The organism is Rhodococcus sp. IEGM 1381 (assembly GCF_030056795.1).
Lineage (GTDB): Bacteria > Actinomycetota > Actinomycetes > Mycobacteriales > Mycobacteriaceae > Rhodococcoides.
Genome location: NZ_JASHKQ010000001.1, coordinates 17,745 through 32,222, shown reverse-complemented (window position 1 = coordinate 32,222; position 14,478 = coordinate 17,745). Strand labels below are relative to the sequence as shown.

The 14,478-nt window shown below is 64.9% G+C and carries 12 protein-coding genes; 9 read left to right on the top strand and 3 right to left on the bottom strand.

Features of this window, described 5'->3' with window-relative positions; genetic code table 11:
• Positions 1 to 104 precede the first annotated feature (104 nt).
• Together QM797_RS00155 and QM797_RS00150 are read left to right on the top strand one after the other, a co-directional pair.
• Positions 105 to 776 (top strand): TetR/AcrR family transcriptional regulator, encoded by a 672-nt coding sequence (locus QM797_RS00155; protein WP_283273115.1) that lies wholly within the window; start codon positions 105 to 107, stop codon positions 774 to 776.
• Between the two features lie 138 nt (positions 777 to 914).
• Positions 915 to 2,195, top strand: coding sequence for a lipase family protein (locus tag QM797_RS00150; protein WP_283273114.1), 1,281 nt, complete (start codon positions 915 to 917; stop codon positions 2,193 to 2,195).
• 25 nt (positions 2,196 to 2,220) lie between these two features.
• On the opposite strand, the gene QM797_RS00145 is transcribed toward QM797_RS00150, so the two are convergent.
• Positions 2,221 to 2,550, bottom strand: a complete 330-nt coding sequence (locus QM797_RS00145) for a YnfA family protein (RefSeq protein WP_283273113.1) — start codon at positions 2,548 to 2,550, stop codon at positions 2,221 to 2,223.
• Positions 2,551 to 2,655: 105 nt separating this feature from the next.
• Between QM797_RS00145 and phoU the strand changes: the two genes are divergently transcribed.
• Both phoU and QM797_RS00135 read left to right on the top strand, forming a co-directional pair.
• A complete protein-coding gene (gene phoU / locus QM797_RS00140) occupies positions 2,656 to 3,309 on the top strand; it encodes a phosphate signaling complex protein PhoU (protein WP_283273112.1) in 654 nt (217 codons plus the stop codon).
• 37 nt (positions 3,310 to 3,346) lie between these two features.
• Positions 3,347 to 4,150 (top strand): transglutaminase-like domain-containing protein, encoded by an 804-nt coding sequence (locus QM797_RS00135; protein ID WP_057477193.1) that lies wholly within the window; start codon positions 3,347 to 3,349, stop codon positions 4,148 to 4,150.
• Positions 4,151 to 4,377: 227 nt separating this feature from the next.
• On the opposite strand, the gene QM797_RS00130 is transcribed toward QM797_RS00135, so the two are convergent.
• The gene (locus QM797_RS00130; RefSeq protein WP_283273111.1) at positions 4,378 to 4,962 is read right to left on the bottom strand and encodes a DUF6461 domain-containing protein; all 585 of its coding nucleotides are present in this window, start codon (positions 4,960 to 4,962) and stop codon (positions 4,378 to 4,380) included.
• 156 nt (positions 4,963 to 5,118) lie between these two features.
• On the opposite strand from QM797_RS00130, the gene QM797_RS00125 reads away from it, so the two are divergent.
• The 3 genes from QM797_RS00125 to QM797_RS00115 are packed head-to-tail and all read left to right on the top strand — an operon-like array spanning position 5,119 to position 10,590.
• Positions 5,119 to 5,694, top strand: a complete 576-nt coding sequence (locus QM797_RS00125; protein WP_283273110.1) for an HhH-GPD-type base excision DNA repair protein — start codon at positions 5,119 to 5,121, stop codon at positions 5,692 to 5,694.
• 52 nt (positions 5,695 to 5,746) lie between these two features.
• Positions 5,747 to 8,140 carry a helicase-associated domain-containing protein gene (locus QM797_RS00120; protein ID WP_283273109.1) on the top strand — a complete coding sequence of 798 codons (2,394 nt, stop codon included), beginning with the start codon at positions 5,747 to 5,749 and terminating at the stop codon, positions 8,138 to 8,140.
• 44 nt (positions 8,141 to 8,184) lie between these two features.
• A complete protein-coding gene (locus tag QM797_RS00115; RefSeq protein WP_283273108.1) occupies positions 8,185 to 10,590 on the top strand; it encodes a DNA polymerase III subunit gamma and tau in 2,406 nt (801 codons plus the stop codon).
• 2 nt (positions 10,591 to 10,592) lie between these two features.
• Here the strand turns inward: QM797_RS00115 and QM797_RS00110 are convergent, their stop codons facing one another.
• Entirely contained in the window at positions 10,593 to 10,829 is a 237-nt protein-coding gene (locus QM797_RS00110) for a hypothetical protein (RefSeq protein WP_283273107.1), read from the bottom strand.
• Positions 10,830 to 11,063: 234 nt separating this feature from the next.
• Here QM797_RS00110 and QM797_RS00105 point away from each other — a divergent pair, with 234 nt between their 5' ends.
• Positions 11,064 to 12,275: an acetyl-CoA C-acetyltransferase gene (locus QM797_RS00105; protein ID WP_283273106.1), complete on the top strand. Its 1,212-nt coding sequence runs from the start codon at positions 11,064 to 11,066 to the stop codon at positions 12,273 to 12,275.
• 9 nt (positions 12,276 to 12,284) lie between these two features.
• Entirely contained in the window at positions 12,285 to 14,420 is a 2,136-nt protein-coding gene (locus QM797_RS00100; RefSeq protein WP_283273105.1) for a 3-hydroxyacyl-CoA dehydrogenase NAD-binding domain-containing protein, read from the top strand.
• Positions 14,421 to 14,478: the final 58 nt, after the last annotated feature.

The following is a 14,478-nucleotide window of genomic DNA, read 5'->3' as shown; positions in this document are numbered from 1 at the left end:
AGTGTCCTCGGTTCGACTATGCGGAGGTGTACCCTCCGGTTGTAGGCCAAGGTAACAGCTAAGCGGAGGAATGTCCTCCGCTTATCGGGTGAAACGGACATCGAATGAGTGTGAGAGCGGACACAGCGGCATCGAAGCCCCTCCGGGCGGATGCCGAACGCAATCGACGACGCATCGTCGACGCGGCCCGCGAACTCTTCGCCTCCCGCGGAATCGACATCACCCTCGACGACGTCGCCGTGCATGCCAAGGTAGGTGTCGGCACCGTTTATCGCCGCTTCTCGTGCAAGGAAGAGTTGATCGACGGTGTCTTCGAGCAACGCCTCGAGGACATGCTCGCGACCGCCCAGCGGGCGCTGGAGGCTCAGGATCCATGGGAGGGTCTGGTGAAATTCCTGGCCGAGGTGTGCGAGGGGATGTCCGCCGATCGCGGTCTCGGCGACGTAGTACTCGGCTCGGACGAGGGCTGCCGCGGGATTGCTCAGGTTCGCTCGCGCATCGATCCGTTCTTCGAGCAGATCGTCGACCGTGCGCTGGCGTCCGGGCAGCTGCGTCCCGACGTCGCCGTCAACGACTTCTATCCGGTGCTCGGCATGATCGGCGCAAGTGTCGAGTTCTCGACCGCCGTCGACGCCTCCAACTGGCGTCGTTACTTCACCGTGTTGCTCGACGGACTTCGCGGTGACGGCGTCCCTCGATCGACACTGCCGGGGCGCCCGTTCACCACCGAAGAAGTCGACGTGGCCAAAGCCGCGATGCATCGTCGTCGACGCTGATGGTGAGGAATCCGAAGTAGACCTATGCGTTGTGTGACGGATCACGTAGGGTGCGTCACGATAAGTGCTACACGGGGTAGTGCTCACTTGAATACAAGTGATCGACTTTGGGGGTCTCACAAGGTGCGTCGTACGCGCGTGTTCGGTTCGGCAGTGGCGGTAGCAGCAGTACTCATCGGGGTGACGGCACCGGCGGTATCGGCAGCTCCGTCCACGGGTTCCACGGTCGAATCCGATTTCTACGTTCCACCGAGCCCGCTGCCCGCAGGCTCGCCGGGTGACGTCATCCGTTCGGAGCCTTCGCATCTCGCTCTGTCGGTACCCGGAATCGGCGGCCCGCTGCCCGGTGCCGCCACTCGAATCATGTACCGCAGCACCGACTCCAACGACGCTGCCAATGCCGTCACCGGTACCTACATCGATCCAGCCGCGGAATGGACGGGTCCGGGCCCGCGTCCGCTGGTGGTGCTCGCTCCGGGAACTCAGGGCCAGGGTGATCAGTGCGCGCCCTCGAAGATGCTCAACAACCTCATCACCTACACCCCGCCGCTCGGATTCATGGTCGAGTACGAGGTGCTCGCGGCGTATTCGCTGCTGTCCCAGGGTTACGGCGTTGTCATCACCGACTACGAGGGACTCGGAACGCCCGGTGCCCACACCTACGTCAACCGCGCCTCGGAAGCTCACGCGGTGCTCGACGCGGCCCGCGCGGCCCAGAAACTGCAGGGCACCAAGATTTCCGGGGACGGTCCGGTCGCTGCCTACGGCTACTCACAGGGCGGTGGCGCAGCCGCTGCCGCAGCGGAACTCGCCGATGATTACGCACCCGAAATGAACCTCGTCGGCACCTACGCGGGTGCGCCTCCGGCAGATTTGAAGCAGACCCTCGAGCAGGTCGACGGCACCATTCTGACCGGCGTGATCGGCTACACCCTCAACGGTCTGTTGAACTCCGACCCCGGTCTGCGGCCGATCGTCGACGAGAACATCAACGACGCTGGCAAGGCCATGCTGAATTTGGTCGCGAATCAGTGTGTCGGAGAAACGATTCTGAACGTCGGGCTGCACCGCACCAACGAGTACACCAAGACCGGTGAGCCGCTGTCGGTGGTGCTGGACAGGTTGCCCGTCGCTCAAGAGATCCTGGCCAAGAACAAGATCGGCGAGCGTACGCCGAACGCTCCGGTGCTGATTCAGTCCGGTACGTCCGACGACATCGTTCCCCACGGACAGGCCGTCGGTCTGGCCGGTGACTGGTGCGGCACAGGTGCCACCGTGCAGCTGAGTTCCGCGCAGGTTCCGGCAATCGTGCCGGGATCCGGTGCAGGACACTTGATTCCAGACATCTTGGGTCTCGGCGAGGCGCAGAATTGGATCAAGGATCGGTTCTACGGAGTGCCTGCACCGTCGAACTGCTGATCTGCTGAAGTACGGTCCGCGCGAGTCAGCGCGGGCCGTACATGATCACCGCGACGCCGATCAATGCGATCGACGCGCCGGTGATGTCCCAGCGATCGGGCCGAAAGCCGTCGAGCACCATCGCCCAAAGCAGTGATCCCGCCACGAACACACCGCCGTACGCGGCGAGGATGCGGCCGAAGTTGGCGTCGGGTTGCAAGGTTGCGACAAATCCGTAGGCGCCGAGGGCGATCACCCCGGCTCCGGCCCACAGCCATCCCCGATGCTCGCGAATTCCCTGCCACACCAGCCATGCTCCGCCGATCTCGAACAGGGCGGCGGCGCCGAAGAGCATGACCGACTTCACAGTGTTCATGTTCCGAAGGCTGCCACACAACGGCGCGAGTGTAGAAGGATGCGCTTGGGGGTAGTTCCTACGGGCCCCGCGTCGAGGGCAACAGCGGTAGGGGTTGGAAATTTCATGCGGGACGTATATACCGAGACTCTCGATACATTGGCGTCGGACCTGTCCGAAATGTCGAGAATTGCTGAGAAAGCAATGGTCGACGCCACCCGGGCCCTGCTGACGGCCGACATCGTCCTGGCCGAGCAGACCATCGAATACCGCGAAGAGATCGACATCCTCGCCGTCGAATGGGAGCACGGAGCATTCGGCTTCCTGGCCCTGCAGGCACCGGTTGCGCATGATCTGCGACGCGTCGTCTCGGGAATCAACATCGTCGCCGATCTACAGCGGATGGGCGGCCTCGCGGTGCACATCGCCGAACTTGCCCGACGTCGCCATCCCGCGCACGTGCTGCCGCCGGAGGTCGAGGGCGTGTTCGCAGAGATGGGTCGAGTTGCCGTCGCGCAGGCCGAGACGACGCAACGCGTGCTCGAAACCAGGGACGCCGATCTCGCCGCCGACCTGCGGATCCAGGATGAGGAAATGGACGCACTGCATCGCAGCCTGTTCATGCTGACCTCCGCACCCGACTGGCCGCACGGCGTGCCTGCCGCAGTGGACATCACGTTGCTCGGTCGTTTCTACGAGCGCTACTCCGACCATACGGTCGAGGTTGCCAAGAGGGTCATATTCCTCGTGACGGGCGAACGTCTCACGGACGAGTCATGATCTGCGCGAACGGCTCGGAGATGGCAGGATCGGCACGATGAAACGTGATGTCTCCGCGTACCTCGATGTCGACGTGACCGAGGCCAGCACCCTCGAGTTCCAGATCGCGATCGCACCGCATCCAGGAACCGAAGTGTGGGAAGCGCTCTCGTTCACACTCGACGGTCAACCGGTCGAAGCGCAGGAGATCAGCGGTGCCCACGGAACCCGCATTCACAAGCTGTACGCCGGAGTCGGGAAGCTCGAGGCGTCGTACTCGGCAACCATCTACGGCAACACCGAGCCCGCTCCGGTTTCCGATTACGATCTCTCGCTGTACCTGCGACCGAGCCGCTACGCCGAAGCGGACAAGTTCTTCGGCTTCGCAGCAACCGAATTCGGCTCCTACCCACCGTCTGAGAAGTTGCTGGCCGAGGTCTCGTCCTGGGTCGGGGCTCGGCTGAGCTACGTCCCGGGCAGCAGCGACCCCATCGACGGCGCGGTGGACACTCTCCTCGCCGGTGCCGGAGTGTGCCGCGATTACACCCACCTCGTGGTGGCCTTGCTTCGTGCGGTCAACGTCCCCGCTCGCCTGGTAGCGGTGTACGCGCCGGGCTGCGATCCGATGGACTTCCACGCGGTCGCAGAAGCATTCGTCGAAGGCCAATGGCGAGTGGTGGACGCGACCTGCCTCGCGCCGCGATCGACTTTGGTCCGTATCGCCACCGGACGGGACGCCGCCGATACCGCATTCCTGGACAACCACGGCGGATCGATCATCCTCAACAGCGCCGTCGTCGGAGCTGTCGTCGACGGCCCGTTGCCCTTCGACGACATCACTCAACTGGTGTCCATCACCTGATCGGGTCGAGTCGGAGCCGCATTAGGCTGCGGCCGTGCGAATCTCTGTGCGGCGTGGTGGTGTGCGGACCGACGGTGTCGTTGCCGCAGGACTTACCCACCAACCGATGGGGCAGTCAGGATCGGGCTATCTCAGTGAGCCTGTCGAATACCCCGTCGATATTCCTGGGTGCGAATCCGTGGAGCTGCCCGAGGAAGAGCCGACTGACCTCTGGTGCGCGGTTCAGCTCACCCTTCGCTGCATGTTTCGACGATGGCGGGATCGGTCGGATCAGCTGTCAGCGCTACCACTCCGGCAAGCCGCGCCTGCAGGCAGAGACCACCGGACATCCATTGCTCCCAGTCGATTCCGTCCTCCTCGTCGAGGTATCCGTCGGGAGCAGATCGGTCGGTGGGGTCGGCTTCGCGGCCGAGCTCGAACTGCCGCTCGATCACGCCGTCGACCGCATATACGAAGGTGGAGAGCGCATTCACATCCCACTGCACGGTGATGCTGGTGCCGAATGCGTCGGACAATTTCTCCGGAACAGGGGACAGTAAGCCCGAGATGGTGAACTCTTCGAGGACCCAGACCCAATCGCCCGCCACGCCGGCATAGCGTCTTGCCATGTCACTGTCGGGGAGGGAATCGGACCAGTCGTCGACATCCATGTCGGCCGGCTTCCGAGATTTCGTGGGATTCACCGACGCGAACAGAGCGAGCACAGCCTCGGGATCCGTCGAGCGCACGAGCGTGAAACACAGGCCCAGGTCGAAGCGGTCATCCTCATCGGCCCAATCGAATTGGCTTTGCGAAATCTCGTTCGTAGTCATGAGCCGAGCCTTTCATCATCGAAGAACCGGTACCAGCGCAGTGTTCGATGGCCTTTGACCCGCCCATCCGTTCACGGCCGAACCGATAGTCCCACGCACCGTCTCCCTGGGGCCGATCGTCATCCGCAGTTGCCGGTGCATGGCAGGATCGTGGCCATGTCTCGCACTCTGCACCTCGTCGGCGATCCGGAGGCCGATGCACTGCTCGCCGAGGATCCGTTCGCGCTGTTGATCGGCATGTTGCTCGATCAGCAGGTACCGATGGAATCGGCGTTCGCCGGCCCGAAGAAGCTCGTCGACCGTCTCGGTGATCTGAAAGTCGACACCGTTGCCGACGCCGATCCGGACGAATTCGCTGCACTGTGTGCGCAGACCCCGGCCGTGCATCGGTTCCCGGGTTCGATGGCCAAGCGCATCCAGGGGCTCGCAGGGTTTCTGGTCGAGAACTACGACGGGAAGCCGCAGGAGATCTGGACCCGCGAGAACCCCGACGGTGCCGAGGTGCTGAAGCGTCTCAAAGCGCTCCCCGGATACGGCGATCAGAAGGCGCGCATCTTCCTCGCGCTGCTCGGCAAGCAGATGGGCGTGACACCCGACGGGTGGCGACAGGCTGCCGGCGCCTACGGCGACGAGGATGCGCGTCGATCCATCGCCGACGTCGTGGACGAGAAATCGCTGCTCGAGGTGCGCGAGTTCAAGAAGGCGGCGAAAGCAGCAGCCAAGAACAAATAAGTCTGTCGGTGCCCGGCGGTACCTTCGGCAGAACTTTCACCGGGGGGAAGAAATGACCGAGAGTATCGGGACGTACGAGGGGTGGCTGGCCTCGCTCGACGACGACGAGCTGACCGGCCTGCTGCGCCGTCGACCGGATGTGGCAACCGACCCCCCGCCGCGCTCGTTCGGATTGCTCGCGCAGTTGCTCGGCTCGCCGTGGCGGGTGGCGGCCCTGCCTAGAAAGCTCGACCGCGGTGCACTGGATCTGCTCGAATTGTTCGCCCTCATGGGCGATCTCAGTAGAGCCGAGGTCGGTCATTGGACCGGCGAGGGGACGGCGAACCAGGCACCGCACATCGAGGCCGCGCTGGCCGAACTGATGTCCTACGGTCTGATTCGGCCCCACACCGCCCCGGGCTCGGACACCGTCGAATACCGTCCCGTCGATCTGTCCGGGGTGTTCTCGCATCCGTTCGGACTGGCTCTGCGGCAGCGAAAGTTGTTCCTGCGCTGCGCCGTCGAACAGGATCGGTTTGCCGTGCTGACCCGAGAAGGCGTCGACCCTTCGCTCGACCGGGGTGCACGCGCGGACGCCGTCGCAGCCGCAATGACCCCGGAACGAATCCGCGCCCTGTACGACGACGGCCCGGTCGAGATGCGAGAGATGTTGTCTCGCTTCGTAGATGGCCATCCGGTGTCGCTGATCTTCGATGTGCCGCCGACCGCAGGTGCCGCCGCTTTCGAACGGGGGCTGCTGTATCGACTGGACGGGCATCGCGTCGAGATGCCGCTGGAGGTGAGCATCGCGCTGCGAGGGGAGGGGTGGCGCCTGCCCATCGAACTCGCTCCGCCTAGTTTTGCTGCGAGCGTGCTCTCGCAGGACGACATGCGGCGCACGCGTTCCATTGCGCTGCTAAAGCTCTGCGAGCACACGCAGGCGCTGCTGACGGCCGTCGACACCGACGGCATGGCGATGATGAAGACCGGTGGTGTCAGCGCCAAAGAGCTTCGTTCGCTGACGACGCGCCTGGGATTTGCCGACGAGCACGACACCGCGCTGATGCTGATGCTGGCGCGCGAGGCCGGATTGATCGCCGAACGAGGGAAGACCGGCATCGCATTGACCTCGGCGTACGAAACGTGGTCGACCAGCGTGCGAGCCGAGCAGGCGGCCGCGCTGCTGGCCGCCTGGTGGTGTTCGCCGTTCACGCCCACTCACCGGGTGCCGCGAGCCTCGCAGAAGACCGTGCCGGTGCTCAAGAAGATGCTCGACGATCCTGCGGCGGCAGACCTCCGCGCGACGGCACTGTCGGCTCTTCTGCGACACGCTGGCCCCGACGCCCAGACGACCGTGCTGCCCGGTCCGGACGAATTCGCCTGCTACCTCGACTGGCACATCCCTGTCGTCTCGACGAGTGCCGGGGCAGGTCATCTGCGCGCGCTCTGGACCGAGGCCACTCGACTCGGGGTACTGGCCGGCGGCGCACCGACCGATCTGTGCAGCATCCTCACGGAGTTTCCCGCCGGCCGGGACGGCGATCGCCGCCAGATCGCCTCGGCTCTGACCGAGCAACTGCAGGACATGGCCGACCGGGTGCCGTTCTCGGTGCGGTTGCTGCCCGATTCGACGGCAGTGGTCACCGGACCACCGAGCACAGAGGTGGCGTCGATACTAGGCGCGGCCGCACAGCCGGAATCGAGGGAAGTGGCGTCGGTCTGGCGGTTCACTCCGGCGACCATCCGCAGCTTCTTCGACACCGGCGGCACCGGTGACGAGCTGATCGAGGCCTTGACCAGGATGGCTGCGGGCGACGTCCCCCAAGCGCTGGCGTACACGATCAAGGATTGTTGGCGCACTTTCGGCGCGCTCGCCGTGCGCAGGATTCCCTGCGCCATCGTCTCCGAGGACGTCGTGCTGCTCACCACCATCGAGGAAGACCAGGCCCTGGCGGTGCTCGAGTTCCATCGGCTCGCGCCTACGGTCCTGATCAGTTCGGCGACACCGATCGACACGATCGCCGTGCTTCGCAGGCACGGATACTTCCCGGTGCGGCACTCCGATACCGGGAAGCTCGAACTCGACAGCGCACCTCGGGTGCGCGCGGCGACCGAACGGACGACGCATCAGGCCGTCCACTCTGCACCGAATCGACACGATCCGCATGAGCTGGCACGGCTGTTGCGCACCGGCGACTCGGGCCGCGTCGACCAGGCCCGGGTGCGAGCGTCGCTGCAACATCACAGCCGATTGCTGCCGAGGGAGCTCGATGTGTTGACCGACGCCGCAGCTCGTGGCACACGCGTCTCCATCGACTACCAGAACTCCAAGGGTGCCATCGTGCGGCACGCGATCTCGGATGCCCTGCAGGACGGCAACTGGCTCTTCGCGCTCTCGGATTCCACCGGTACCAGGGAGAGCTTCGCAATCATGAACATCAGAGCGGTCTCCACCGGCCCACGGTGACGCGCGATGCAAGTGTGTCCGTGGTCGCCGGTACCCTTTCGGGCGTGGCCCTCTACCGGAAGTACCGTCCTGCGACGTTCGCCGAAGTCGTCGGTCAGGAGCACGTCACCGAGCCGATCAGTGTGGCGCTCGATTCCAACAGAATCAACCACGCCTACCTCTTCTCCGGCCCGCGTGGCTGCGGCAAGACCTCCTCGGCGCGCATTCTTGCCCGATCGCTGAACTGCGCGGAAGGGCCGACGTCGACGCCGTGCGGAGTGTGCAACTCCTGCGTTGCACTCGCACCCGGTGGCCCCGGCAACTTCGACGTCGTCGAGATGGACGCCGCCAGCCACGGTGGCGTCGACGATGCCCGAGATCTGCGCGACAAAGCCGTGTACGCCCCGGCCGAATCGCGCTACGTCATCTTCATCATCGACGAGGCGCACATGGTGACCCCGGCGGGCTTCAACGCGCTGCTCAAGGTCGTCGAGGAACCGCCGGAGCATCTGGTCTTCATCTTCGCGACCACCGAGCCCGAGAAGGTGCTCCCCACCATCCGCTCGCGTACCCACCATTACCCCTTCCGGCTGCTCGCGCCGTCGACGATGCGCGTTCTGCTGGAGAAGATCTGCGGCCAGGAACAGGTCCCGGTCGAGGATGCGGTCTATCCGTTGGTCATCCGCGCAGGCGGCGGCTCGCCCCGTGACTCGCTCAGCGTCATGGATCAGCTGCTGGCCGGAGCCGGACCCGAGGGCGTCACGTACCCGCGGGCACTCTCGCTGCTCGGCGTCACCGATGTTGCACTCATCGACGAGGCCGTCGACGCGTTGGCCGCCGGAGACGGTGGCGCACTGTTCGGCACCGTCGACAAGGTGATGGACGCGGGCCACGACCCACGTCGCTTCGCCATCGACCTCCTCGATCGCATGCGAGATCTGATCCTGATGAAAGCCGTGCCCGACGCCGGTGAGCGCGGGCTGGTCGACGTGCCGGGCGACGTCCTCGAACGACTCCGTGACGAGGCAGATCTGCTCGGCTCGGCGACGCTCACTCGCTACGCCGAGATCGTGCACTCGGGCCTCGGTGAGATGCGCGGTGCCACAGCGCCGCGTCTGCTACTCGAAGTGATGTGCGCCCGGATGCTGCTGCCCTCGGCCTCCGACGCGGAATCGGCTGTGCTGCAACGACTCGAACGTGTGGAACGTCGACTCGATGTCACCCTCCCGGCAGGGGAGCAGGCAGCCGTCGCGCAGGCAGCTGCGGATCCGACCCGACCGCAGGTGCACGCCGCCGAGGAGCCGTCCGCGTTCGTTTCGGGGCAGTCGAACTCGGCACCGTCGAGTGTCACCCCGCCGAGTTCGGCCCCAGCGAGCAAGTTCCAGCGACCGTCCCAACGGCCTCCGGCTGCCGAAGCGACACCCGTGTCGGCACCGACACCCGTTTCGGCACCGACACCCGTGTCGGCACCGACACCGGCGCCGGCGGCTCCCACCTCCACCCCTGTTGCGGCACCCGAGCCCGTTGTGGAACCGGTGCCTGCCGCTCCCGCTCCGGAACCTGTCGCGACACCCGAGCCTGCTCCGACCCCCGAGCCCGTCGCGGAACCCGAGCCGGCAGCAGCACCCGAACCGGCAGCAGCACCCGAGCCTGATTCGACACCCAATCCTGCGGCGGAGCCGGAGTCGGCGCCCTCGGCGACGCCGTCGGATTCCGTTGCAGCGCAGCAGAACGACAGTCCAGCTGCCTCCGTGCCGCACGAGGATTTTCCCCCGGAGCCGGAGGACGACTACGGCCCCGAGCCGGAAGCCGTCTTCGAGTCGGAACCGGAACCTGCGGCGGCCCCTGCTGCTGCATCGAACGAGCCCGACGCGGCTGCGGTGCGCGCGGTGTGGTCCGAGGTGCGCACCAAGGTGCGAGACCGGAGCAGGACCGTCGAGGTGATGCTCTCCGGCGCTTCGGTGCGCACCGTCGAGAACGGCACCATCACACTCGGCCACGATTCGGCACCGCTGGCCAAACGGCTCGAGGAACCGCGCAACGCCGACGTCATTCGCGACGCCCTGCGTGATGTGTTCGGGGTGGAGTGGTCGGTGGTGTGTCTGGTCGGGGCGGCGGCCCCACCGGAACAGTCATCAGCAAAAAAAGATGATCCGGCAGCGAAACCCGCGTCGCTGCCGAAGTTCTCGAGGCCGAGCCAGGCAGGGGCTTCCCGTCCCACGTCGGACGGTTTCGGATCAGCGGGCGATGGATCGACCGGCGACGCCGACATACCGATACCCGAGGCACCGGATTATCCCGACGAGCCGGAGCCGGTAGGCCCACCGCCACCGGAGACGCCGGAGGACGAAGAAGAGCTGCTCAAGGCTGCGGCCGAGCCTGCGGACCCGACGATTCGCCGTGACCCGGAAACGGTGGCGATGGAACTGTTGGTCAGTGAACTGGGAGCAGTACCGCTCAAAGAGATCTGACGTCAGCCGATTGTGAGCTCGTCGTTGTCGGCGAATACCAGTCGCCCGCTGTCCAGTGCCACGGCCCAGCGCCTGGCCACTGCCCACTGTCGCGATGTGGTGTCGGCTGCCTGTACGCCGAAATCCTCGACGATGGCACCCGTTTCGTAGGCGTCCCGCCCGGCGTTCTCGTCGGTGCCGGGGGTGTGAATGTGTACCTTGACGCGCGAACCCACGGTCAATTCGTTGTCGGTTTCCATGGTCGGTCTTCTTCCACGTTCGGTAGATCTGGTCTTTTGGAGTGTCCCACGTACAGGTCTTTCAAACCTGAACCGGAGCGTCGGGTCATGCACAACGCTCGTTTCGGTCCTTACGCCGGATCTTCTCGCGGCCCTAATGTGGCATGAGCTGAGGTCTTCCATGGCCTCGCACCGATGCGGTCGGCCGCGACGGCGACCGCGAGAAGATCGAGTATCTGGAAGGAACTGCGCGCTGTGACTACAGAGGCATTCATTTACGAGGCCATCAGGACTCCCCGAGGCAAGGGAAAGAACGGCTCCCTGCATTCGGTGAAGCCGATTTCCCTGGTGACCGGCCTGATCGACGAGCTCCGTCGACGTTTCCCCGACATGGACGAGAACCGAATCTCCGATCTCATCCTCGGAGTGGTCTCACCCGTCGGGGATCAGGGTGGCGATATCGCGCGCGCGGCAGTGCTCGCTGCGAAGATGCCCGACACCGTCGGCGGCTTCCAGCTCAACCGCTTCTGCGCGTCAGGTCTCGAAGCAGTGAACCTTGCTGCGCAGAAGGTTCGCTCGGGCTGGGACGAACTGGTCGTCGCCGGCGGCGTCGAGTCGATGTCGCGTGTACCGATGGGCAGTGACGGCGGCGCGTGGGCCTTGGACCCCGCCACCAACTACGACACCTACTTCGCCCCGCAGGGCATCGGTGCCGACCTCATCGCGACGATCGAGGGCTTCAGCCGCGAGGACGTCGACGCGTATGCCGCTCAGTCTCAGGAGCGCGCCGCGGCAGCATGGTCGGGTGGCTACTTCGCGAAGTCCGTCGTTCCGGTGACCGACCAGAACGGTCTGCTGATCCTCGATCAGGACGAGCACATGCGTCCGGGCAGCACCGTCGAATCGCTCGGCAAGCTGAATCCGGCGTTCACCGGCATCGCGGCCATGGGCGGGTTCGACGACGTCGCGCTGCAGAAGTACCACTGGATCGAGAAGATCGAGCACGTCCACACCGGCGGTAACAGCTCGGGCATCGTCGACGGCGCAGCTCTCGTCCTCGTCGGCAGCGAACAGGCCGGCAAGGATCTGAACATGGTGCCGCGAGCACGCGTCGTCGCGACCGCGACCAGTGGTGCCGATACGACCATCATGCTGACCGGGCCGACCCCGGCGTCGAAGAAGGCCCTCGCGACCGCGGGCCTGACCGTCGACGACATCGATCTGTTCGAGCTCAACGAGGCGTTCGCTTCCGTCGTGCTGCGTTTCCAGAAGGATCTGAAGATCCCGAACGAGAAGCTCAACGTCAACGGCGGTGCCATCGCCATGGGCCACCCGCTGGGCGCTACCGGAGCGATGATCACCGGCACCGTGCTCGACGAGCTCGAGCGCCGCGGCGGCCGATACGCCTTGATCACCCTGTGCATCGGCGGCGGCATGGGCGTCGCAACCATCATCGAGCGAGTCTGAGGAATAACGATGTCTGACAACATGATCCAGTGGGACCAGGACGCCGACGGTATCGTCGTTCTGACGATGGACGACCCCAACCAGGGCGCCAACACGATGAACCAGCTGTACAAGGACTCGATGGGTGCCACCGTCGACCGCCTCGAAGCCGAGGTCGAGTCCATCACCGGCGTCGTGATCACTTCCGCCAAGAAGACGTTCTTCGCCGGCGGCGATCTGCACACCCTCATCTCCGCCCAGCCCGAGGACGCTCAGCGGGTGTTCGACGAGGTCCAGGAAGTCAAGGGACAGCTGCGGCGCATCGAGAAGCTCGGCAAGCCGGTCGTGTCCGCCATCAACGGTGCGGCGCTCGGCGGCGGACTCGAAATCGCACTGGCGACGCATCACCGCATCGCGGCGAACGTCTCCGGTGTGCAGATCGGTCTGCCCGAGGTTTCGCTCGGACTGCTCCCCGGTGGCGGCGGTGTCACTCGTGTGACGCGACTGCTCGGCATCCAGACCGCCTTCATGTCCGTCCTCGCGCAGGGCACCCGGTTCCGTCCGGACAAGGCCCTCGAGATCGGTCTGATTCACGAATTGGTCGGCAGCATCGAGGAATTGGTGCCCTCCGCCAAGGCGTGGATCAAGGCCAACCCCGAGGGTGGCGTCGCACCGTGGGACGTCAAGGGCTACAAGATTCCCGGCGGTACGCCGTCGAATCCGAAGCTCGCTCAAATCCTGCCTGCGTTCCCGTCCAACCTGCGTAAGCAGATCAAGGGCGCACCGATGCCGGCTCCGCGAGCCATTCTCGCCGCGGCCGTCGAGGGTGCACAGGTCGATTTCGACAATGCGTCCACCATCGAGTCGCGGTACTTCACCGAACTGGTCACCGGACTGGTGTCCAAGAACATGATTCAGGCGTTCTTCTTCGACCTGCAGGCCATCAACGCCGGCAAGTCTCGCCCCGACGGCATCGAGAAGACCACCTTCACCAAGGTCGCGGTCCTCGGCGCAGGCATGATGGGTGCAGGCATTGCCTACGTGTGCGCCAAGGCCGGAATCGACGTGGTGCTCAAGGACGTTGCCCTCGAATCGGCACAAAAGGGCAAGGCGTACTCCGAGGCCATCGAGGCCAAGGCACTTTCGCGTGGCAAGACCACCCAGGAGAAGTCGGACGCGCTGCTCGCACGCATCCATCCGACGGCCGATGCCAAGGACGTCGAAGGCGCTGACCTCGTCATCGAGGCCGTCTTCGAGTCGGAAGAGTTGAAGCAGAAGGTGTTCCAGGAGATCGAGGATCTCGTCGATCCGACGGCGCTCCTCGGATCCAACACCTCGACGCTGCCCATCACGAGCTTGGCTCAGGGCATCAAGCGTCAGGAAGACTTCATCGGAATCCACTTCTTCTCACCCGTCGACAAGATGCCGCTGGTGGAGATCATCCGCGGCGAGAAGACGTCGGATGCGGCCTTGGCCAAGGCATTCGACCTGGTGCAGATCATCAAGAAGACCCCGATCGTCGTCAACGACAGTCGCGGCTTCTTCACCTCGCGCGTCATCGGCACGTTCATCAACGAGGCCATCGCGATGCTGGGCGAGGGCGTCGAGCCGTCGACCATCGAGCAGGCCGGTCTGCAGGCCGGTTACCCGGCTGCGCCACTGCAGCTTTCGGACGAGCTCACGCTCAACCTGATGCAGAAGATCCGCAAGGAAACCTACGATGCCGTCAAGGCCGCAGGCGGAACTCCGCCCGAGGACCCGGCCGGTGAGGTCATCGACAAGATGGTCGACGAGTTCGAGCGTCCGTCGAAGGCCAAGGGCGCGGGCTTCTACGAGTACTCCGACGGCAAGCGCGCCGGCCTGTGGCCCGGATTGCGTGACGCGTTCAAGTCGGGTTCGGCGGACATTCCGTTCGAGGACCTCAAGGAGCGCATGCTGTTCATCGAGGCCATCGAGACGCAGAAGTGCTTCGACGAGGGTGTCCTGAACACCACCGCCGACGCCAACATCGGCTCGATCTTCGGCATCGGCTTCCCGGCTTGGACGGGCGGCGTGCACCAGTACGTCGTCGGCTACCCGGGTGGACAGGCCGGATTCGTCACTCGTGCAGACGAATTGGCCAAGAAGTACGGCGATCGCTTCCAGGTTCCCGCGTCGCTGCGGTAGTGCCAAGGCAGTGGTGTGGTTGAGCGCCGTGGGTGGCACCTAATCACACCACTGCGCG

What these genes read in the sequence shown, in the direction of transcription:
- QM797_RS00145 (WP_283273113.1), bottom strand. Translation starts at nt 2,550, where the DNA reads ATGAACACTGTGAAGTCGGTCATGCTCTTCGGCGCCGCCGCCCTGTTC.
- QM797_RS00155 (WP_283273115.1), top strand. Translation starts at nt 105, where the DNA reads ATGAGTGTGAGAGCGGACACAGCGGCATCGAAGCCCCTCCGGGCGGAT.
- QM797_RS00100 (WP_283273105.1), top strand. Translation starts at nt 12,285, where the DNA reads ATGTCTGACAACATGATCCAGTGGGACCAGGACGCCGACGGTATCGTC.
- QM797_RS00120 (WP_283273109.1), top strand. Translation starts at nt 5,747, where the DNA reads ATGACCGAGAGTATCGGGACGTACGAGGGGTGGCTGGCCTCGCTCGAC.
- QM797_RS00110 (WP_283273107.1), bottom strand. Translation starts at nt 10,829, where the DNA reads ATGGAAACCGACAACGAATTGACCGTGGGTTCGCGCGTCAAGGTACAC.
- phoU (WP_283273112.1), top strand. Translation starts at nt 2,656, where the DNA reads ATGCGGGACGTATATACCGAGACTCTCGATACATTGGCGTCGGACCTG.
- QM797_RS00130 (WP_283273111.1), bottom strand. Translation starts at nt 4,962, where the DNA reads ATGACTACGAACGAGATTTCGCAAAGCCAATTCGATTGGGCCGATGAG.
- QM797_RS00135 (WP_057477193.1), top strand. Translation starts at nt 3,347, where the DNA reads ATGAAACGTGATGTCTCCGCGTACCTCGATGTCGACGTGACCGAGGCC.
- QM797_RS00125 (WP_283273110.1), top strand. Translation starts at nt 5,119, where the DNA reads ATGTCTCGCACTCTGCACCTCGTCGGCGATCCGGAGGCCGATGCACTG.